Here is a 19,792-nt window from a genome sequence, read left to right on the forward strand (position 1 = left end):
TTCGCAAAATCCACGCCGCTTACATCAGCGCACAACATCCGCCGTAAGCGCCAATACCGCGAGAGCGGTTTCGTCCTCGTCCCGCAGTGCTACCGTCCGAACACCTTACAGTTGAGATCCGAAGCGAGTCCAGCGTGCTCATTAGTCGGAAAAAGGCGAACGTCTGGTTCCGGGGCTTGTCATTCTTCTTCGCCTGTGGATTGCTGCGATCTTAGGAATTTACGGAGAAAGCAGAATGATCGAACCCGCCGTGCTGCTAACCTATTCGTTGATCGTTCTTGGCTTTGTTTTCATTCCCGGACCGGCGACCCTCCTTACGGTCGCGCGGGCCACAACTTCAGGAACGAAAGTCGGTATTGCGACGGGTGCTGGTATCACAGCGGGCGACGTCCTCCATACCATAATGGCAGTGGTCGGTATCTCCGCCATCATTGCGGCGTCTGCCACGCTGTTTACCATCGTGAAATAACTTGGGGCTGCATATCTGGTTTATCTTGGTTTGAAGGCGATACTCGAGAAAGCTTCCGTCGATCTTGGCCAGGGTCGCGTTCCCATCACGGCACCTCAAGCTTTCAGACAGGCGATCCTTGCCGAAGTTTTGAACCCTAAGACCGCGCTGTTCTTCCTTGCGTTTCTGCCTCAGTTCGTCGCCCCAGAAAGAGGTTTTGTGGTCGCACAGCTTACCATTCTTGGGATTGTATTCGCGCTGATCGGCTTCGTCTGCACAATCGTCTACTCCGTCGCAGCAGGTGGCCTGGGCAACTTCCTCCGCCGCAATCCAACTGTTCTCAAGTGGCAAGGGAAGGTTGTCGGCAGCATCTATTGCGCTCTGGGTGTTCGGCTCGCGATTCAGGAGCGATGATAGACGGCCCGCTATGGCAGCTTTTCTGAGCATGACAGACCCGGGACGATCAAGACTGAACGTCAGCTATGGCAATTTATGGGGCCCACTACCGTTGCAATGCACCACTGCCTGACCACTGTATCAGCCGGGCAAGCAAGGTAAGCATCAAGACTCATCAGACGCCTTCAGATGCACGTCGCTTGAACAGAGGTTGTCGCGAACAGCACTACACAGCGCGTCACCTGGCAGATGTCGGCAAAGGCTCACCTCCATTACCACATTGTCTTCTCTGCGTGTGACGAATACTCAGAATCGTATTTCTCCGTGTCAAAGCCGGATATCTGCTCTCTAAGGAATTGACCTGCCGATGGCAGATCTGATCCCTCAGCATTCCCCTTCCAAAGGTCTGACCTCATCAAAGCTTTTGCACACTGGAAGTAGACCTCCGAAACCCTAACGACTACAACTGTGTTTGGCAGAGTTTTCCGCTTAGTGAAATCCTGCCGTAGATCTTGGTCGGCCGTTACGATTCCAGTTCCATTTATCCGTACAACATTGTTTGAATTTGGATTCATGAACATCAAGCTGAGGCGCCCGTCCGACACGATGTTCCGCAGGGAATCAATTCGATTATTGCCACGCCAATCCGCGAACAGAACTGTCTTGGGATCACGTATCCTTACGGCCGGCACATCCTCACCACGAGGGCTTCCATCTGTCCCTCCGGGTCCCACAGTCGATAGCACCATAAATCGCGACGCCTGTATCCATTTACGGTATAGCGGCGTCAAATGATTAACGACCTTTCTGTTTGCGCCCTCCGGCACTTCGCCGTACTGCGCTTCAAGCTCTGAAATCTGTGTGATTGGTTTCATTGTAAGTCCATAAACTGTAAGTAATGCGATGTGCTCTCAGTAGATGCATGTCTTGAGTTCCAGGGCAGACGCCGAAAGCATGCTTTTTGACGTTTAGGTTAGAGCCGATTTACTTACTGGGCTACAGACCGGGTGAACAAACGCCATCGTGGGATCGTCATCAGGAAGGGCGATATTGGGATCCTCGATGCAGCCGAGACTCTCACACAGCTTGATGGATGCTGCATTACTGGGATCTACGTAACTCACAATCCTGTCCCATCCCAGATCCCTGGTAACATGACGGCGAAGAGCCTTGACGGCCTCGGTCGCATAGCCGAATCCCTCGTATTCGGCTCCCCACAGAGACCATGTGAGCTCGCGTTCCGGCCAACCTCTCGGATACCATGGGCCAGCCATGCCGATGACTTGGGCGTCCTCGAGTTTCTCGATGGCAAACGGACCCGTCCCTCGGAGGTGCCAATGGCCAAGAAGACTGGAGAAGACCCGCCAAGACAGTGCCTCACCCGACTCGCTCCCGCCGCCAACATATTGGGCGCGGTCACTCAGGAAGAATTGGTCCCAACCTTCCAGATCCGTTGCTTTCAGCCGTCTGAAGCGTAGCCTTTTAGTCGTGATGTCCTTCTGTTTCATGTCGGCTCCTTGAGTTTTCCAGGTAGTGTTCCCGGCTGGCAAACTTGAAAAAGGTCGGCTTCGCGAACCAGGTGCAACGCTCATTTGGGTTTTCGCAACATGGGATGGATCGCCGGGCACCCGCCGACATCTATCGTTCCGAGACTTTCGAAGCCGTGCCGAAGATAAAGCGCTCGGCTGCGCACCGTCGTCGCTTCGAGGTAGGCCGGGACACGATCGGCGTCGCAAAGCTTCAGAACCGGACGCAACAGCGCACTCCCCAGACCTTGGCCCTGTCGTTCCGGGACCACTCCCATCAGGGGCAGGTACCAATGCGGTTCTTCAATATGAAAAGCTTCCATCGCCTCGAACACAGAGAACACGCTGTTGTGCCGTTCTGCCGGGATGGAATTTTCGATGACGGCTTCGATCGCGCCTTCGGACGGGCCGCCACCCCGCGGGATCCAGAGTGCCGCACCGCCGTCTCGCGCTTGATATGTGTTCCGTGCGAACGCAGCTCCGCCGAAAGCGCGCGCAAAATCAGGGAAATAGGTCTGATACTCGGACAGTTCCGGATAGAGCCAACGGACGGGGGGATCGGCCTCAAATGCTGCAGCCAGAACCGTTAGCAACTCCGTCTCCTGAAAGCCGGAACCGTGTAGCGCCGATTTTTTGGCCGACGTTTTCAGTTCGATGGTCATTGGAGCCTCATGCGCTTGAAGAAAGTTGTGAGAGGGCCGGCAAACCGGCCCACCGACGTTCAGAGCCGATCAACCGACGGTTCACCCTCGCCGAGCCAAGCCCGCTCGAAGGCCCGACGCGCAGCGGCAACCGTTCCGATGTCGAGTTGATCAACGGCGAGCGCCTCTTCGGCTTGCCAAATCCCCCAGAGCGCCCAGGCGTTATTTGGATGAGTCTCCAGCGCCGCCTCGAACGCAGCCAGCGCGCCAAGTGCATCGCCAGCCTGGAGCCGGACCGCGCCGAGCGTCTGACGCACGGGATAGGACCAATAAGGCGGCTCCATGTAGGGTATGGTGTCCTCGAGCGCGATTGCTTCTTCGAGATGATGCTCGGCTGCATGCCAGTTGCCTTGAGCCTGCTCGATCCGCGCCTCTACGAGGTGCTTCGCGATTTCCAGCACGTCGCGCGCGGGCAGGTATTGTTCTTCCAGGCCGGACAGATCTGCGTCTGCGATGAGCACCTCGATGGCCTGCTGTTCCGCAAGTGCCGCTGACAGATCGCCCTGAAGAGCAAAGGCCGTGCCGCGTGCCCAGTGCCAGTGGCCCCGCACGAACGGAAACGTTGCGCCGGGATCGGGGAGCGCGAGGATCACCTCCGGCTCAGCCAGTTGGGCGTGGGCGGCATAAGGTGCAGTGTCGATTGCCTGCACCCAGGCCAGCTCTCCGGAGACCTTGTCCGATGTGACGTCCGCAAGAAGGTCCGCGGCTTCGAGCGCATCCTCACGCAGGCCGGCCATCTGTGCGCCGACGAGAAGAAAATGGATGTTATGAGGATAGTACCCGTATCGGTAAAGCGGGCTTGCCGCATCGCCAGCTGCCGCGAGATAGGCCTGATCCGCAGCAATTGCCTCTCGGTTGACAGCGATGGAGTCCGCATACCGACCGATCCGATTGTAGATGTGCGCAGGCATGTGCAGAAGGTGCCCGGCTACCGGAACCGCTCCTCGAAGTGCATCTGCGGCAGCCTCTGCCGCCTCCGGTTCCGCTGACGCCTCCACCGCGTGAATGTAAAGATGGAGCGCGCCGGGATGGTCCGGCGACAGGGCGATGGCGCGTTCGAGGGTCGAAAGAATGGTTTCGGTTTCGCCCCTGGCGGTGATGCCGTCCGCCTCCCAGTAGTCCCAAGGTTGCAAATTCATCAACGCGTCCGCGTAGATAACCTGCACATTCGGATTGTCGGGAAGCCGCTCTGCCGCAATTGCCATTCTGTTTGCAAATGCCTGATCTTGAGCCGCCCGGTAGCCAAGGGACGGATCGTGGCGCGACATGACCGCCGCAGCAAGCATCCGATCACGCGGCGTGATCGACAGCGCGAATGCTCGTCCAGCCGCCGCGGCAGCGGCTTCAGCATTCCGTTCGCGCATGCCGTCGTTTAGGTTCGGTCCAAGCGCGTAGGCCTCACCCCAGAAGCAGGCTGAACAGGCAGGGTCGGCCTCTTGCGCCAAGCGAAAAGCCTGCACAGCTGCGGAATGATTGAAGCCCCAAAGGAGTGCGATGCCGCGCGCAAACGCCTCGCGCGCCTCGGGAACATCGCTGCCGACGTCGAAACCAAAGTCGCCATATCCTGCGAATACCATCGCGGCATGCGCATCGTCCGCCGGTATTTGTCCCTCTGCATGACCGACACCCGGGCGAAAGAGTTCGGTCCGCCGCTCAGGTTCGTGCGCTATTGCGATACTGGTTAGTAAGGTTGTCGCCGTTAAAGCGGCCATCGTGGTCAGTCGGATACCCATCGGGCTACTCCTTTATGTTTGACTTAAGACGAGCTGGCGTTCGCCAAAGCTCGGTTTGGTGTCAGTGCAGGCCAGGGCGATGCACGCAGCAATCGGCGATGGCTTCGACATGACGATGGTCGGTGCCACAGCAGCCTCCATAGACGCGGAGATCCGGCAAAATCTGCTTCAGACGGGCGTAGTCGCGCCCGAGTTCGGCGGGGTTGCCGGGATCCAGTTCCTCCGCCTCATCCAGTTCGGCATGGCTGAGGCGGGACGCGTTTGCACGCACGCCCCATATCCGCTTGAGCCAGGCCGCCTCGGTTTCGAGTGCTGCGCGGAAATGGTCTGGATGTGCGCAGTTCACCATGAAGTACGCCGCAGCACCGGCCGTCGCCATGTCGGTCTGCTCGATTGCCTCACCAAGCGCTGTGCCGTCTGGCAGCCTGCCATCCGTTTCGGTTGTGTACGAGACGACGGATGGAATGCCCGCCGCTGACGCGGCGCGGATGACACCGACCCCTTCGTTCACTGTTGAAAGGGTGAAGGCGCTGACCATATCTGCGGCGGTTGCGGCAAACCACTTGATCTGCTCAGCGTGGTACGCCTCGGCTTCCTCCGCACCCATCGCGGTGTCAGGGCGATAGCCATCGCCGCGCGGGCCGATGTTCCCGGAAATCACGATCGGCGAGATTGCCTCTGCCGTACTGCGAATATCGGCAAGCAAAGTGATCGCTGCCTTGTTGAGCCGCTCCAGATCGCCTGAGGAGTGTCCGACTTGTACGCCCCAGTCTCGACTTGCTCGCCATGTCGGCGCTTCAAGGACGAATCCTATGCCCTTGTCAGCAGCTATGGACAGGTGCCGCTCAAAATACGCACGGAGCGTCTGACGGCCGGAAACGCTGTCCAAAAGCGGATAGGACGCAAAGCAAGGCAGATCGAGGCCATTCTCGAAGATAAGCGTCGTTTCGAGACCGGAGTCGGTGAGAAATTGTCCACCCTGAGATTGAGGCAGGTTGTTTCGATATATCGCGGTCATCAAAGCCATCCTCTCGGATGCTTCAGAAGGTGACCGATAATTTCATCGGACCGGTCCAATTCGGGCAACCCGACGTCGCGACGAAGGTGTGCTGTAAAGGGAGGGGACGCGTGCTTGCGCCGGAAACGGACAAGGAAACACATAAGATCGTCTTTCTCGTTTGTTGACGATCAAGGTGTCCCTCATCGGTGTAGCTGAACGCACCGCTCCTGCGTTAAATCCGTGTGAAATGCGGTCCGCGCCGCACCAATTTTGACTTGAGCGAGAAGCCGCGTCGGCTGTCGCGCTGCAGTGACGACCTAGCCTTACCTGTGGATACTTCGGGGAAACTACCGCTCTGGAGCTGACGTCAACCGTGTGCCAGCCCAGCCGCGACACGTCCGACCTTAATCACGTACCGGTTGCTATTCGGAAAGAACCGGAGCCATGAAGGACGCGCAGGTAAGGCAATCAGGCAACTGGCAAGGTGCATAGCCCTGCTCGCTTGCAATTGCGTCTGCGGCCGAGCGTAGAGCGTCGGCACTGTCTCCGTCCCACTCGGCGCGGGCATATATGAGCGCGATCCGAACCAGGGGTAGATCGAGTTCTTCGGCCCGATGCTGTAGGGCCTCAAGAGACCGGTGTGGCTCGACTCCACGTGCTACTTCATGGCAGGCAAGCGCCGCGTCCACCTCAAGCCGCACAATCGGATCGAGGCTCGCCGCGTTTTGGGTGAGCTTCTTGAGCCTTCTGGCGCCAATCGATGCCTGCCCGGTCCGTAATTCCGCGCGCCCGAGTGACGCTTCTGCCAAGGTCTCAAAGAAGCCGTGTGTCTGACCCCGCGCGATGTGCCTTGCACTCTGAAAGGCTTTCGCCGCCTCTTCCCATCGGTTTGCGAAAAAGAACAGATCGCCCAATGCCAGAAAGGCGATGTAGCGGTCGATCGGGTGGTTGTTCGCCAGGGCGGAATTGACGGATCGACGCGCATGGGACAGCGCCATTTCCGTCTCACCAATCGCCGCGTAACTTCGCGTCAACATGTACTGCATAAAGACATAGCGGGATACGAGATACTCATCTCGTTCTGCCGGATTGTCCTCCCAGGCGTCGGCATAGTCAGCGATTGCATCAAGTGCTGCCCGCATTTTCCCCTGATAGGTGAAGATCTGGCAGCGGGAAACTGCGCTTTCGCGAAGGATCATTGCGTCCGATAGCTTGACGCCAATGGACCCCGCGGCATCCGCGTGGCGAAGCGCCGTGGCAGGTTCGTGGTGCTGATAAGCGAAGGCCGCGTGCAAAGACAGGAAGCCGAACATCCAGTCGTCGCCAAGTGTGCGGCAGAGGCTCAGCGCGTCAGACAAGGTCGTATGCAGACCGGCGGCGTCAGAGTAGGAGACAAGAACCGGCAAGCTGAGTTGAAGACGTCGAAGTTCGAGCCTCAGCACCTCCTCGCTAGTTTCCATCCTTGCCAAGCATCCCCGCACGAGAGACAGCATTCGGTCGGCGAGAGCGAAAGCGCACATCTTGATCGCGTCTTCCGAAGCCGCGAAAGCGAAATCGACTGCTTTGTACGTCAAGTCCGCTTTGGCAGCATGGTCAGCCAGCACGGCGCTGTATTCTCTCTCTCCTCCCTGCCACTCGGGTTCAAGATGGGCGACGATTGCGGCATGGAGCGCTTTGCGCCGCGTTGCGGGGATCGATTGATTGGCAGTGTCCTGAAAGAGGGCGTGTTTGAAGGCAAAGACACGTTCCGGAACGCTCCGAACGCGAAACAGGAGATCAGCATCCGAAAGCGCCGAAACCGCATGTTCGTAGGCTGACGGAGTCAATCCCGACACGACCTTGAGCAGGGTGTCGGAAGGCTCGGCGCCGATAACCGATGCCGCCTCGATAAGCCGTCTCGGTCCGCTTTCCAGGGCATCAAGGCGTTGCGCAAGCAATCCTTGCAGCGGCAGCGGAATTGCACTGAGCTGATGATCTTCTACACCTGCCGAATGTCGTGCGAGCTCTTCGATGAAAAGTGGGATACCTTCACCGCGCGACAAGATCTGCGCCCTGGTCGAAGATGGCAGGGAGAATTCGTCCAGCATTTCCTTGGATTCGTTGTCCTGCAGAGCGTTCAACGCCAGGACAACCACCTGACCTTGCCCGGCCCATGTCCGAGGTGCGCCCGGTCTTTGCGTGACGACAAGCATTGGCCCTGCGGCGTCGAGCGATCGCACAATTCTGTCCAGAAGGCAGTGCGCGTCTCGATCCGCCCAATGCGCGTCCTCTACCAGAAGCACCGCATTGCGGCCGCTGACAGAGGCTATGGCGGCAAGGAATGCATCCGCGAGCCACTGGAATTTTCCATCGCGCGGGGTCTCGATCCAAGTCCGATCTTCTCCTGACATGCCCAATAAGCTCGCAAGCGGTGCCAGGAAGCGCTCGGTCAGGCCCTGCGAGGCAAGTGTTTGCCTCAATCGCTCGATTACGGCCGCGGGCTCCGACGCGTCTTCCGTTTCGAACAGCGCACACAATGGCTCCTTGAAGCGTTCGAAACCGCTGCCAATTTCTCCGGGGGTGAACTGAACACGCAGCACAGTTTCTTCTTCGAACCTTTTGGAGAATTCGTGGACAAGCCGAGACTTTCCGATACCGGGTTCGCCGATCACGACAGCTGCGCGCGGTCCATCGGATCGGAGAGTGTTCGAGAGTGCCTGGATCTCGACCTGTCTTCCGACGAACCGGCCAAGCCCGCGAGCCTTGCGGATATCAAATCCGCCGCGACCCCTTGCCTCTCCGGAAAGCCGCCACACGTCGACCGCGTCAGAAGCGGTTTCAACAGACGGCATCGGCCTAGAGGCAAAGACACCGCGGCACGCCAACTCGACAGGTTCCGTCATGGTGACGGTCCCCATCTCAGTGTTCTCAACTATGGTCTGCGCCACGTAGGTCAGCGGCAGGACCTCCGAGTTTGTACCGATCAGAGCGCGGCCGGCGTGGAGGCCCACCGCACTGCTCTGTTGAGCGATCTCAAATGCAGCCAACGCCGCGGAGAGCGCCGGGCTCTCATCAGGTCGCCCGGCACCAAAAACGCAGGATACGTGGTGGCCCGCTCGCCCAACGATCTTGCCGCCTTCGCGCCTGATCGCTTCTTCCATGTTCGTCAGTGCCGCACGGCTCAGGGCTTCTGCGTTCTCCGGATCTGCATCGCGCAGCGCAGCCAGAAGCCGCTCAGACACAATGTGCATGACCGCGACATGCCGCAAATGAACAGGTGAGCCTGGATCATCGTTCACTGAGATGGAATCGATAGTGTCATGCTCCGACGCGCCAGGTGCATCCGGAGCCGGTTCGACAGCGGCTTGCGGTGCGGGCGCATGAGCAGCCGAACGCACTTCCTTAAACAAGGCCTGCGTGGCCGGCTCGACCTCGACCGAAAGTTCCGCTCGAATGCGTTTGCTGGCGACATGAAAGGCTTCCAACGCTGCATTTCTTCGCCCTTGGCGCGACAACGCAACCATGAGCGTCCGCAATGCGCCTTCGTCATAGTTATCCAGCAAGAGATGCATTCGGGCCAGGCTCTCAAGCTCAACGTAGTTGTGCGTTTCGAGTCCCTGCTGCTCTGCTTGTTCCAGCCAGTTCACGAAACGTTGACGCAGCTCCGCCCGACGTGCGTGCAGCAGATCTTCGATCTCGGGTTCAAATCCCGAAAGACCGTCCAGCGGAATGCCGCTTGGTGCGTCGGCTAGGGGCCCAGCCTCTTCCAGGCGGTCCATGTCCAGGGATACCCTGTCACGGCGCAGCTTGAGCCAACCGGGAGTCACTTCCAGTGCCTCGACATGGGACGGACCCAGGGTCGTACGAAGCCGGAAGATCGCTTGGCGAAGCGAAGTGCGGGACTGCTCTTCCGCCTGCAGCGGCCAAATTAGCGACGCGAGATGGGATCGGCTGATGGCGCGGTCGATATCAAGCGCGAGAAGCGCCAGGATCAACTCGACCCGGCGGGTCGGCAAGCGAACCGGTACGCCATCGATCCGCGCTTCGAAGACCCCAAAGAGGTTAATCTCGAGCTTGTCCTCAGAGTTCTGGTCTTGAAGCATCGAGGTCTCCGGTGTCGGCATTATACGCCGTTCCTTGAGGCCGAACAAAGTTTCGGCAATCGCCCCTGCAGCAACTCTGACGCTGCCGCGTCCTGGAGCATGGAACAGCAGCAACACTAGGTGAGCGTCAGTCGCTTCGCAAACGGAGCCAGTCAGACAGAGCTAGATTTAACGCTCCCGTCACGCCGCCTAAACGAGGAATGAACGGTTCCGAGACAAACGGTCTTAAACCCTGACGACTGGGTAGCGGTATGATGCTGGTCAGACGTCGGAGAACACTTGCCAGACCTGTGAAGGTGAGCGGCGGAGACTGAATATGAAACGGAGGTTGTTGCGCGATGATTGCGGTCACTGCGACCTCATAATACGGCGTGCCGTCCCCGACGATGCTCCGCATGTCGCAATGGTCGAGAGATCGGCAGCGCAGCCTTTCAGCAAGATCCCATCGATTTGGTGGCTGATGCAGCAAAGCGCTTCTACCGTAGAATGGGCGTCATACCTTGCCAAAAGCGACGCCGCTCTCGTGGCGCAGAACCACAGCGACGGAGTTGTTGCTTTCCTGGGCGCGAGCGTTATTGATCGCTATCTGCACATCGACGAGCTGTCGGTAAAGCACGGGATGCAGCGAAGGGGCATCGGTCGGCAGCTGGTCGACCAGTGTCTTGAACGGGCGAGATCGTTCGGAATGGTGGCGATAACGCCAACGACATATCACGACGTTCCCTGGAACGCGCCATGGTATCTACGCCGCGGCTTTTGCATTGTCGGCGAGGAACGTATGCCCGGCTTTCTGAGAGATCAGCTCGACTCCGATCACGAACAGGGGTTATCCCCGCCAGTGCGGGCAGCCATGTGGCAACGGATTTCATCAAACCAGGCCAGAAGCGTGAGCGAGAAGTGTCGTGAACAGTGATCCGTTGCCTCGATCTCACCACTCGGTGTGCCCGGGATGTGGTGCCGTCTTGAAAGACATCGACGGACCGACCCATCCTTACATGCTCTCTTCGCCCACATGCTTTGCAGCATATACCGAGCTCCTGGCATTTGAGTACAGCGATCCAGCCTTGATGCCGACCCACAGGCTCAGCGTGGACGCTTTTGCCGTTCAACATCCCGGCGACGGGGTATCCCGCCAAGCCATACAATCTGTGGGTCTCCATCTCGCGAGACTCGCCGTGCAACTTCAGCATCTCCATGTGCCTAATCGGTCCGCGGACATCATGTTGCTTCTGGGCAAATACAAAGGCGAGTTGGAAGCCCTGTCACCGCCCATTGAGTTCTCGATGACTATTGCTGATGTGCAGGCAGATGCCGGTACGCCAGCCCACATCTGCGCCGTAACAAATTGGGCGAAATCAGCATGGAACGACTGGAGGGAACATCACGACTACATCCTGGACTGGGCCGAACGTCACCTATCAATCGACAATCGTTAGATGAAACGTTTTCTTGAACGTCGGTGCAGTTTTAGCTTGTTGCGCCGCTTCTGTGAGCTCGGCCGAAAGCCGTCATTGGTGACTTCGAAATGCAGCTGCCAATGGAGTGACCGCCTTGTATCCGAACTCTTTGGCCCAGCGTTCGAAAACGCTGCTGCCGAACCTCAAAAAATTCATCTTCCCAAGGATTAAAGATGCCACTTCATCCCGACGCCCGTGCCCTGATTGGCGAACCAAGGCCAAAACCGAATGATTGGGACGTCGCCGACGTGCGTGCAGCGGAATTCAAATCAATTCCGCTCGGTGGCCAACCTGTTGCAGTGGCGTCAGTAGAGGACCTTGAAATCCCCGGTCACCCAGAGCTGAGCATCACGCACTATGCGCCGTTGGATCGGGATCAAGGCACTGGCATCATCTGGTTTCCGGGAGGCGGCTTTGTTTGTCCACCAACGGCGTATGATCGGTCGATGAGGCGACTGTGTCAGAAGTCCAAGCGGGATGTCTTTCTTGCGCACTACCGCCTTGCTCCCGAATACCCGTTTCCGGCTCAGTTCGAAGACGCGCCCGTATTGTTCCAACACGCGCTGCAATACGCGACCGGAAAAAGTCCGACCGAGGCCTTGCTCCATGTTGGTGGAGACAGTTCAGGGGGCAACATCGCCGCGGCGTTGGCGCTTCATGCCAATCGTGACGCAAAGAAACACATCGCTTCGGTGAGCCTCGTTTATCCGATGTTGGATGCCACCTGCTGCCAGCCTTCCTACCAAACCTACGCCGAGGGCTACGGGTTCACAGCACGAAAGTCAGAATGGTACTTTCGGCAATGGATTGCCCAATCGGAAGTGCGAAACCCACGCGCATCACCTTATTGGGCAGAAGACCTATCGAGCTTTGGACGTTGCTTTGTTGCCTCTGCCGAATGCGATCCGCTCCGCGATGAGGCCGAGGCATTCGCAGGACGCCTGATCGCTGCCGGCAACGATTGTCGGGTAAAGCGATATGATGGCATGATACACGGCTTTTTTCAGATGCCGGGTGTGCTTGAAGGCGGCGAGGTGCTGATTGCGGACTTGGCGCGTTACCTCGAAAGAGGAGCGGTTGAGTAAGCATGTCTGCCGCTTTGTTGGGTCCAGCCATGACAGTGTGCATTCGAGCGTACTGCCAACCAAGTGCCGCGGCGTGGACGAATGGCAGGTCTTGCGATGCGGCCGCTTATCAAATCAGCTTTATGCAGAGGTTAGAAGTGCATGACATCGACTGAATTGTTCTACGGGCCCGATCTTGCGGCCATACATGCAGACCACCATGAGGCCTTGGCCCGGACCGCGGCTGACGTCCTGTTGCCGCTGATGCCAAGCGCAGGCCGCGTCTTGGACCTCGGGTGTGGTGCTGGTCGACTATCCTTGATGCTCGCGGCGGATGGACATGAGGTCGTCGGCGTCGACCTTTCGCCTGCATTGTTGTCCATCGCCCAGCGGCGAGTGCCCTCGGGGCGCTTTAAAGAAGGCGATATACTCTCCGCAGACTTCGGCACCGTGGATGCAATTGCTGCAATCGGCGAGGTCGTGAACTACGCTACAGCCACCGGTGGCCCCAGTGCTTTGGAGACCCTGTTTCGTCGTGTACGCGAAAGCTTGCTACTCCGAGGTCGGTTCCTTTTTGACTGCGCTGGTCCCAATCGCCATGGGCAAGGCGAATGCGTCTGGTCTGAGAAGCCGGACAGCTTCGTTGCGATGCAGGCCTCTGTGCGGGACGACATCATTACCCGAAAAATCGTTACCTTTATCAGGCGGGGCAGCGGTTGGGAAAAGTCCAGCGAACTTCACCGCCTGCGCACCTACGAGCCTGCCGAGGTTTGCAGAATGTTGGAAGAAGCAGGCTTTGAGGTGCAACGTCTGTCGGGGTATGGCGAGGCTCAGTTGCCGAACGGCCTTCATCCGTTTCTTGCGACAGCCGTTAACTTGAGTGGCTACTTAAGGGAACGCTCCGACCAAACAGCGGCAGAATATTCAAAGCCGTCGTCATGGTAGAGCCATTGCAGAAACACCAAGAAGCTGAGTAAGAGATGACTAGGCGCAGTTTCCGTTACGCAAAGATGGCTGATGCAGATCGCTGCTTCGCTATCGAGACCTCTGCCTACGAAGGGGACGAGGCCGCGACCCACACCAAAATCTCCAAACGGATCGCCACCTACCCGGAGGGTTTTCTGATCCTTGAAGTAGACGGAAAAGTCGTTGGCTTCATCAATAGCGGCTGCGTGTATCAGGTCGAGATGTCCGACGAGGACTTCAAAGAACTCATAGGACATGACCCCGATGCACCCAATGTGGTCATCATGTCTGTCGTGGTCAATCCTACCGCGCAAGGTCAAGGGCATTCGCGGGCGCTGATGGAAGAATTCATCAGGCACATGCGACGGATGGGGAAATCAACAATCCACCTCATGTGCAAAGAACATCATGTGCCGCTCTATGAGAGATTTGGGTACAGCTATGTGCGACCATCAGCCTCCAATCATGGAGGTATGACTTGGCATGAAATGTCATTACAAATTTAGATCAATGGCTAATTGACCAAACATTCAACTTTTCAGCGTGAAAGTTAGCTTCACCTGCGAAGCCAACCTTGACTTAAACGTCTTCGCTACCGCTGCATCCTGTTACGTCCGTGTGCGGAGACGGACCTCATGGGTGCTTTCACCGCACCTCTGTCGCCAAACACTCTGCACGATAGACGTAATACCTTGCCCTTCCGCGACAGTCACATCGCCGACACCGAAAGCGCCCGACCAGGTTGACCAGCGGCATTGACGGGTTGAACCGTAGGTAGAGCTGATAAGGCGGAACCATGTACTTGTGCGAGCAATCAGCACAGATGACCTCAAGCACGTCTGCCGCCTTTAAGTCGCAAATCTTGACGTGGTGGCCGAAGCCATAGACTTGAGAGATGAGCGGCATACCGGAGAGAACATAATAAGAACATACGTTCTGAGTCCAGCCTCAGATTTCGCTAAGCAGTCTTGCCTGGCGCCAATCGCTACGGTTTCCAATAACCTCATCTGGCCATGGTCTCATAGGCTGCAGTGGCCCGTCGCATCAGCTCGACCGCGATGACCCCGCCTTCATCGAGTGGCAAGGCTGTTGCAAAGCTGAGAGTTGCTGGCGGGTGCGCCCTTCCTGTCAGCGTTCGCTTCGAGCCAGAAGCCACTTGCTCCCTCCATGTCGTAAATGCCGCTCTCCCAGAGCACTGATCCATGCTCGATACTGACCGAAAAGTCTTCTTCATTCTCAAGACCGGATCGAAGCACCCTATCGAGGTTCCCAATCTGGAACTCATCCGTAGACCTCCAGTTTGTGTAATAGACGGTGTTCTCGTTTTCCTGAGGGCCGGCGTGAACCAAATCGATAGGAACAGCTCGTTTCGAGTTCTGAAAGTTGAAGAAGACGCGCATGCTCGCTGGCGCTCTCCCTTCAGGAAAAACTGCGGATCGAACGCTCTCACTTAGAAAAATCAGCATGATATTTGCGGCCCGGTAGTTGCATGCAAATCCCAGCTGAAGACCTGTCTGAGTTAGTAACAAGTCGCTGCTGTAGCGGTGATCCCCCTGCGGTTGAGCGACAATCGTCCAACGATTTCGAACGGGATTTTTCCCATCGGTTCTCTCGCTCGGCACTGCGGAAGGTGTCGGTTGAGTGTTCTCGGCCACGAGGCAGGAAAGGCTCCTCTCAGCAATGCATCTTCTCCACTCGCTCAGCGAAGTGCGAATGTCTCCTATAGAAGCCGGAAGGAGCAAGACGGCGGCCACGAGAGCTATGACGAAGGCCACTTTCTTGCTGAAGTGCTTGCGAGGGTCATCCCCGTAAAGAACCTTGTTGAGCAAAAAAGTAAGGCCGACAGCGAGGACGGGCAAGACAATCACGAGAATGGTGTAACGCATTTAGCTACCTGTACTGGGGTTCGACTGGCTTGCAGCTCATTGTCTGGCTTTCCAAGTGCGAGCATCGCAACCGCCTACTTGTGAAGCAAAGTGCTGCCCTCATCTTGCCGCGCGCCATAAGCAACAATCGTCAGCGCATCGTCTGGCAGTGGCCGTTGCAGGGCCAGAGCCTCCGCCGTGGGCGCTGTGAGCCACGTTTGCACCTCATCCCGGCTGGTCAGGATAACCGGCATCGCCCTGGGGTGGTGCGGCTTTACCACCGCGTTCGCATCGGTCGTCAAGAAGCCATACAGCTCGTCAGTGGTCTTACCTTCCTTCACCTTCCGTATCGAGGTCCATTGCGTCCAGATGCCAGCGAAGAACGCCAGCGGGCGGCTCTCATCCAGCGCGAACCACACGTTGCCCTTCTTCCAGTCTGGAAGCTTGCCGGGCTCGCAGAAGCTCGTCATCGGGACCACGCAACGGTTCTCTACCCCAAGCCATCGGCGCCAGTGACCCGAGGCGGTGTTGCGGATATTGGTCAAGCCCGGATCGCGACCGCTTGCCGATATGCGGCTGCGCGGCGACGGCATCCCCCAGCGCATCATGGTCAGCTCGGGCCCGTCAGGGCCGTTGCGAACGACCGGAGCCATTGTGTCTGGGTAGATACCCGGCAGAGCTGCCAGGTTGCCGGTATTGTCCGTTATCCCTTCAAATATCTGCCGTATGGCGTCCTGCGCCGTCGTCATCGAATATAGATTGCACATAATTCATAGCCTGATTCCCCATCAGTGCATTGGGCCTCCGTAATTCTCGCCGATCAAGGACATATGCAGACGGCCATGGCTTAACGTGTGAAGGGTCCACATTGGGCACTTTCTGACAAATGCTGCGGATTACACCAATGTCTGTTTTCGCTGAGAAGGTGTGGGTGCTGACGCTCCGTATCAATGGTTCATTACGTCTGCCGCACTGCGCCTGATGCTGTGTTCAAAACACCAGATGCCAAACACTCGAAAGCCGCGTTGGCCTTGGGCAATGTCAAATGTGCGTCCTCACTGGCAGCCACCCCGAGGGCTGCATTCAACGCGAGAGCGTTCAGCAGACGGGCCAAGGCCTCAATATCGACCGGTTTGATATGCGCAGCAGCAGCCAACCCGTGCAATGTCGCAATGGTCGCTTGTGAGCAGCGGTTCGCCGAGGTAGCCGCCGAAGTAAGCGACGGCGACAACAAGTACAACGGTCGCAACGACACGCGCATAGTAAGTCGCCGGCTTGACCGCATCCAGTCGGTCATTCTTCGCCGCCGCTGCATATCCGCGTGGAATGCGACAGGCTGCAATGACCGACGCGTTGAAACCCGCATCGGTCAAAATCCGCGAAAGCGCGATGCCCGTTGGACCAGAATCATAGAAGATATGCTCAATGTTGAGCCCCACGTCTTCTAGCTGGTGCGCCAGCGCTGCTTCACCTGCCGGACAGGTGTAGCTCTCTACCAAACCGTCCTCTTTTGAGAACAGCGCAACCGAGTACGTCTTCTTGTGAAAATCAAGCCCGACGGCAACCGGCTGATCTTCGACAGCCGCCACAAACCGCGAAATGCCCGTTGCTTTCTTAACTATGCCGGGAACTCCCATGCTTGGAATGTTACGGCATCGCAGCAGTCAGTCGCGCCACCGTCCAGCATGGTATTTTTGAGGAACTCACACCTATCATCCATTGAATACTGATATCAAGCCGTATATATATGATATCATCTGCAAGGAGATACTGCTATGGGCGATATGACAGTCAGAAACATCCCAGAGGACCAACACCTTGCGTTGAAACGATTGGCACGGCTCAAGGGTGGCAGCGCCGAGGCGGAAGCTCGGAAGGCAATCGCGTTCTATGTGGAAGCTCAGAGCGACCGAGGCTTTGGCTCGCGTTTGCATGAAAAATATGGCGGTATTGTGGATCAAGACTTTTCGATTGATCGCGAAGGAGGCTCAAGCGATCCCGTGTCGTTTGAATGATCATTCTCGATACAATGGTTCTGTCGGAGCCAATGAAACCCAAGCCTGATCCATCAGTAATCTCGTGGCTTGATGAACAAGCCCCGGGGGACCTCTATGTCACGATCATCAACAAGGCCGAAATGAACTATGGCCTGCATAATCTGCCCGATGGCGCTCGAAAAGATGCTCTTAGGGGCGCGGTGATAGGTCTCTTTGTGGACGACTTTGCGGGCAGAGTCCTCAGCTTTGGTTCAGATGCAGCCGAGCAATTCGGAATACACATAGCGCGTGTCCGGAGAAAGCACGGTAAGGACTATGTGAAGGATTTGGATGGAATGATCGCAGCTATCGCGCTCAGTGAGGTCGATTGCAAAGTTGCCACCCGTGATGTCAGACCCTTCGAAGCTATGGGGGTCGAGGTAATCAATCCGTGGGATGCAGTGATGTGATCCCGCCATTTCGCATCCCGCGTGAGTTTCGAGCGGCTAGCACCAGGACTGCCGCGACCCGCCCGTATATGGGCGCGCAAACCCCTCATCCACCATCGTAGCTGCCACGTCCTTACCATCGAGCGTGAGCTGCGCCAGTCGCCGCTGATATCTATCGGGGTTTGCGCGAAAGCTCAGCTGCGCCTCTGACGCGGCATCGAGGAGATCCCGCAAGCGGGCGGTTGCAGCCTCACCTCGCACTCGCTCGCTTTCACAGGCGGCTTCGAATGTTTCGGGTGCATCAAAGCCGATCAAGCGGATCGTTTCGCCGTCGAGGCGTACCGTGTCGCCATCTACTACGGCTAACCGGCTGGTTGCTACACTCACTATTGCTTGCCTGATCTCTGTAGCTATCTGGCTCTTGAGGATGTCGAGGTCGGAAAACCATATGCACAGCAAGGTCAGTACGAAGCCGAAGACCAGTGTGCCAAGAAATACCCCGCTCCTGCGGCGTATCCGTGGCCGGAGGCGCCGTAGTCGTCTGATTGGCCGTCTGATCAACACGGGCGTGCCAAGTCTCCTATGGGGGCATTGGTGGCAAAGTGTTTCGCCTTCAATATGGCCGTTTATGACCTCCAGTCCAAGAAACCTGCCCGCCGATTTGGCCAGCTCGTAAAGGGGCCCCGTTGCGGTCGGTGTGGGTTGGTTTCGTATGTTGTGTGGGCGGACCCATCCATGCGTGAGTCTTTGGATTTGTGAGGCTGTGAAAAGATGATCCATGAGACAGAGCCGCTTTGGCCATCACAGATGAATGCAATGTGGCGTCAGAGTGATGTGAACGATCACCACCGGCCACCTCCCTCGTTTCTCTTTTGATGGGGACGAAGGAAACGCCCGAAGAATGTCCCTTCAGCTCGTCGATTGGGATCTGCGCCTACGGCTCCGATCGCAAGATCCTGATGAGCTTCAGCAAACAGATAATCGGCTCCCCCACGCTGCGCGCGGTCCCCCCAATTTTCCGCCTGCATCCTTCATTCGATCCCTTCTTGCTTATCCCCATCGAAACAAAGGAGATGACCAATGGCAATCGACGGACAAATCACCCGCACTGACGACGACGCATTCACCGGCTGGATCGCATCGCTGACCTTCGACGTGGATATCACGCTCACACCGAACCCCCACAAAGCCAAAGACACCCACCCGGACTTTGAGATCAACACACGCACCCCGCGCAACCGGGTCATCCGCATCGGCTCTGCTTGGGAGCAGACCAGCAACCGCACCGGTGCCGACTATCTCAGCATGGCGGTCATGGTGAACGGCCAGCAGGTCCGCGTGAACGCACTGCGCACAGACGACGATCCCGAGGGTGAGTACCGCCTGGTTCCGCTGGCTGGCTAAGGCCAGACCAGGGGCGGCGTAAGCCGCCCCCCGGAACCGGGCATCGAGCAGCGGGCACAAAGACCCGGCAAGCCAAAAATGGCCACCTCCGTCGCCCCGTCCTCCGGGCGGCGGTTTTTCCGAAAAACACGCCTTTCTTTCCGCGTGACCGGGCGGCATCAACTCCCAGAGGATCTCGAGATGAAAGACAAGCCAGACCCCCGACATCACCTGCCCGGTCGACGGCTCACCGAGACCCGGCGCTTTGAAACGCCCGAGGGGCACACAATCCACTTGTCCGTTGGATTTGATCCAAACGAAGACGGCAGACCGCGTGAGGTTTTCTACTCCGCGGGCTTCAAGTCCGGCTCCGCTCTGGAGTTCCAGATACAAGACGCCTGTGTGCTGATCTCCCTCTTGCTGCAGCACGGCCACCGTCCCGAAAACATCACGAAGTCGCTCGCGCGCACAGAGCAGCCAGACGGATCTATCACTTACGCGAGTATTACAGGTCTGATCGCAGCCGAGCTGGCTGGAGCAGATACATCGCGTTGATCAGCGCATGAGCCTCTTGAGGATTTGGTTTTCATGAAGGACGTTCATCGGCAGTGAGGCCCCTGCCCCGCCTATGGGCGTGTCACCGCGCCCTAGGTTCCGGCCGGCGCCGCCGGCCTCCACCCAGAACACCCCTCCCCGATGCGAGCTGATGCAATAGGCTTGAACCCGTCTCTCCGAGCCGCCTTCAA

General features: G+C 57.6%; 20 protein-coding genes and 1 pseudogene. 10 read left to right on the forward strand and 11 right to left on the reverse strand.

The features are described from left to right. Positions 1-235 precede the first annotated feature (235 nt). Positions 236-862 (forward strand): annotated as a pseudogene (locus Q1A71_RS22950) (LysE family translocator). Between the two features lie 254 nt (positions 863-1,116). On the opposite strand, the gene Q1A71_RS22955 reads toward Q1A71_RS22950, so the two are convergent. The 6 genes from Q1A71_RS22955 to Q1A71_RS22980 all read right to left on the reverse strand — a co-directional run bounded on the left by Q1A71_RS22955 (position 1,117) and on the right by Q1A71_RS22980 (position 9,907). Continuing rightward, a complete protein-coding gene (locus tag Q1A71_RS22955; protein ID WP_299682494.1) occupies positions 1,117-1,719 on the reverse strand; it encodes an MSMEG_1061 family FMN-dependent PPOX-type flavoprotein in 603 nt (200 codons plus the stop codon). 93 nt (positions 1,720-1,812) lie between these two features. Next, positions 1,813-2,352, reverse strand: coding sequence for a GNAT family N-acetyltransferase (locus Q1A71_RS22960; RefSeq protein WP_299682497.1), 540 nt, complete (start codon positions 2,350-2,352; stop codon positions 1,813-1,815). A gap of 80 nt (positions 2,353-2,432) precedes the next feature. Next, the gene (locus Q1A71_RS22965) at positions 2,433-3,032 is read right to left on the reverse strand and encodes a GNAT family N-acetyltransferase (RefSeq protein WP_299682499.1); all 600 of its coding nucleotides are present in this window, start codon (positions 3,030-3,032) and stop codon (positions 2,433-2,435) included. Positions 3,033-3,091: 59 nt separating this feature from the next. Continuing rightward, a complete protein-coding gene (locus tag Q1A71_RS22970) occupies positions 3,092-4,804 on the reverse strand; it encodes a hypothetical protein (RefSeq protein WP_299682502.1) in 1,713 nt (570 codons plus the stop codon). A gap of 61 nt (positions 4,805-4,865) precedes the next feature. Then, positions 4,866-5,822 carry a homocysteine S-methyltransferase family protein gene (locus tag Q1A71_RS22975; RefSeq protein WP_299682505.1) on the reverse strand — a complete coding sequence of 319 codons (957 nt, stop codon included), beginning with the start codon at positions 5,820-5,822 and terminating at the stop codon, positions 4,866-4,868. A 404-nt stretch (positions 5,823-6,226) separates the two neighbouring features. Next, positions 6,227-9,907, reverse strand: coding sequence for an AAA family ATPase (locus Q1A71_RS22980; protein ID WP_299682508.1), 3,681 nt, complete (start codon positions 9,905-9,907; stop codon positions 6,227-6,229). Positions 9,908-10,202: 295 nt separating this feature from the next. Between Q1A71_RS22980 and Q1A71_RS22985 the strand changes: the two genes are divergently transcribed. The 5 genes from Q1A71_RS22985 (at position 10,203) to Q1A71_RS23005 (ending at position 13,879) form a co-directional block, all read left to right on the forward strand. After that, positions 10,203-10,799, forward strand: coding sequence for a GNAT family N-acetyltransferase (locus Q1A71_RS22985; protein WP_299682511.1), 597 nt, complete (start codon positions 10,203-10,205; stop codon positions 10,797-10,799). A 25-nt stretch (positions 10,800-10,824) separates the two neighbouring features. Beyond that, on the forward strand, positions 10,825-11,322 hold the full coding sequence (locus tag Q1A71_RS22990; RefSeq protein WP_299682593.1) for a DUF5946 family protein: 498 nt from the start codon (positions 10,825-10,827) through the stop codon (positions 11,320-11,322). A 194-nt stretch (positions 11,323-11,516) separates the two neighbouring features. Then, positions 11,517-12,428 (forward strand): alpha/beta hydrolase, encoded by a 912-nt coding sequence (locus Q1A71_RS22995; protein WP_299682514.1) that lies wholly within the window; start codon positions 11,517-11,519, stop codon positions 12,426-12,428. Between the two features lie 141 nt (positions 12,429-12,569). Beyond that, complete coding sequence (locus Q1A71_RS23000; protein ID WP_299682517.1) at positions 12,570-13,352, forward strand: class I SAM-dependent methyltransferase; 783 nt, start codon at positions 12,570-12,572, stop codon at positions 13,350-13,352. A gap of 35 nt (positions 13,353-13,387) precedes the next feature. After that, positions 13,388-13,879, forward strand: coding sequence for a GNAT family N-acetyltransferase (locus tag Q1A71_RS23005; protein ID WP_299682520.1), 492 nt, complete (start codon positions 13,388-13,390; stop codon positions 13,877-13,879). A 564-nt stretch (positions 13,880-14,443) separates the two neighbouring features. On the opposite strand, the gene Q1A71_RS23010 is transcribed toward Q1A71_RS23005, so the two are convergent. From Q1A71_RS23010 to Q1A71_RS23020, 4 genes are all read right to left on the reverse strand, one after another. Beyond that, positions 14,444-15,259 (reverse strand): hypothetical protein, encoded by an 816-nt coding sequence (locus Q1A71_RS23010; RefSeq protein ID WP_299682523.1) that lies wholly within the window; start codon positions 15,257-15,259, stop codon positions 14,444-14,446. A 74-nt stretch (positions 15,260-15,333) separates the two neighbouring features. Then, positions 15,334-16,005 carry an SOS response-associated peptidase gene (locus Q1A71_RS23015; RefSeq protein ID WP_299682526.1) on the reverse strand — a complete coding sequence of 224 codons (672 nt, stop codon included), beginning with the start codon at positions 16,003-16,005 and terminating at the stop codon, positions 15,334-15,336. 191 nt (positions 16,006-16,196) lie between these two features. Beyond that, entirely contained in the window at positions 16,197-16,472 is a 276-nt protein-coding gene (locus tag Q1A71_RS23735; RefSeq protein WP_366140342.1) for a hypothetical protein, read from the reverse strand. After that, positions 16,357-16,875 (reverse strand): hypothetical protein, encoded by a 519-nt coding sequence (locus Q1A71_RS23020; protein ID WP_299682529.1) that lies wholly within the window; start codon positions 16,873-16,875, stop codon positions 16,357-16,359. Before Q1A71_RS23020 ends, Q1A71_RS23735 begins: the two co-directional genes overlap by 116 nt. A 138-nt stretch (positions 16,876-17,013) precedes the next feature. Between Q1A71_RS23020 and Q1A71_RS23025 the strand changes: the two genes are divergently transcribed. Next, positions 17,014-17,253, forward strand: a complete 240-nt coding sequence (locus tag Q1A71_RS23025; RefSeq protein ID WP_299682531.1) for a hypothetical protein — start codon at positions 17,014-17,016, stop codon at positions 17,251-17,253. Next, positions 17,250-17,684, forward strand: coding sequence for a type II toxin-antitoxin system VapC family toxin (locus tag Q1A71_RS23030; protein ID WP_299682533.1), 435 nt, complete (start codon positions 17,250-17,252; stop codon positions 17,682-17,684). The genes Q1A71_RS23025 and Q1A71_RS23030 overlap by 4 nt, the downstream gene beginning before the upstream one ends. Before the next feature lie 36 nt (positions 17,685-17,720). Here the strand turns inward: Q1A71_RS23030 and Q1A71_RS23035 are convergent, their stop codons facing one another. Continuing rightward, positions 17,721-18,050: a thermonuclease family protein gene (locus Q1A71_RS23035; RefSeq protein ID WP_299682536.1), complete on the reverse strand. Its 330-nt coding sequence runs from the start codon at positions 18,048-18,050 to the stop codon at positions 17,721-17,723. A 693-nt stretch (positions 18,051-18,743) separates the two neighbouring features. On the opposite strand from Q1A71_RS23035, the gene Q1A71_RS23040 reads away from it, so the two are divergent. Together Q1A71_RS23040 and Q1A71_RS23045 are read left to right on the forward strand one after the other, a co-directional pair. Beyond that, positions 18,744-19,067: a DUF736 family protein gene (locus Q1A71_RS23040; protein ID WP_299682539.1), complete on the forward strand. Its 324-nt coding sequence runs from the start codon at positions 18,744-18,746 to the stop codon at positions 19,065-19,067. A gap of 180 nt (positions 19,068-19,247) precedes the next feature. Then, entirely contained in the window at positions 19,248-19,601 is a 354-nt protein-coding gene (locus Q1A71_RS23045) for a hypothetical protein (protein ID WP_299682542.1), read from the forward strand. Positions 19,602-19,792: the final 191 nt, after the last annotated feature.

The sequence above is a fragment of the uncultured Roseobacter sp. genome, assembly GCF_947493125.1.
GTDB lineage: Bacteria > Pseudomonadota > Alphaproteobacteria > Rhodobacterales > Rhodobacteraceae > Roseobacter.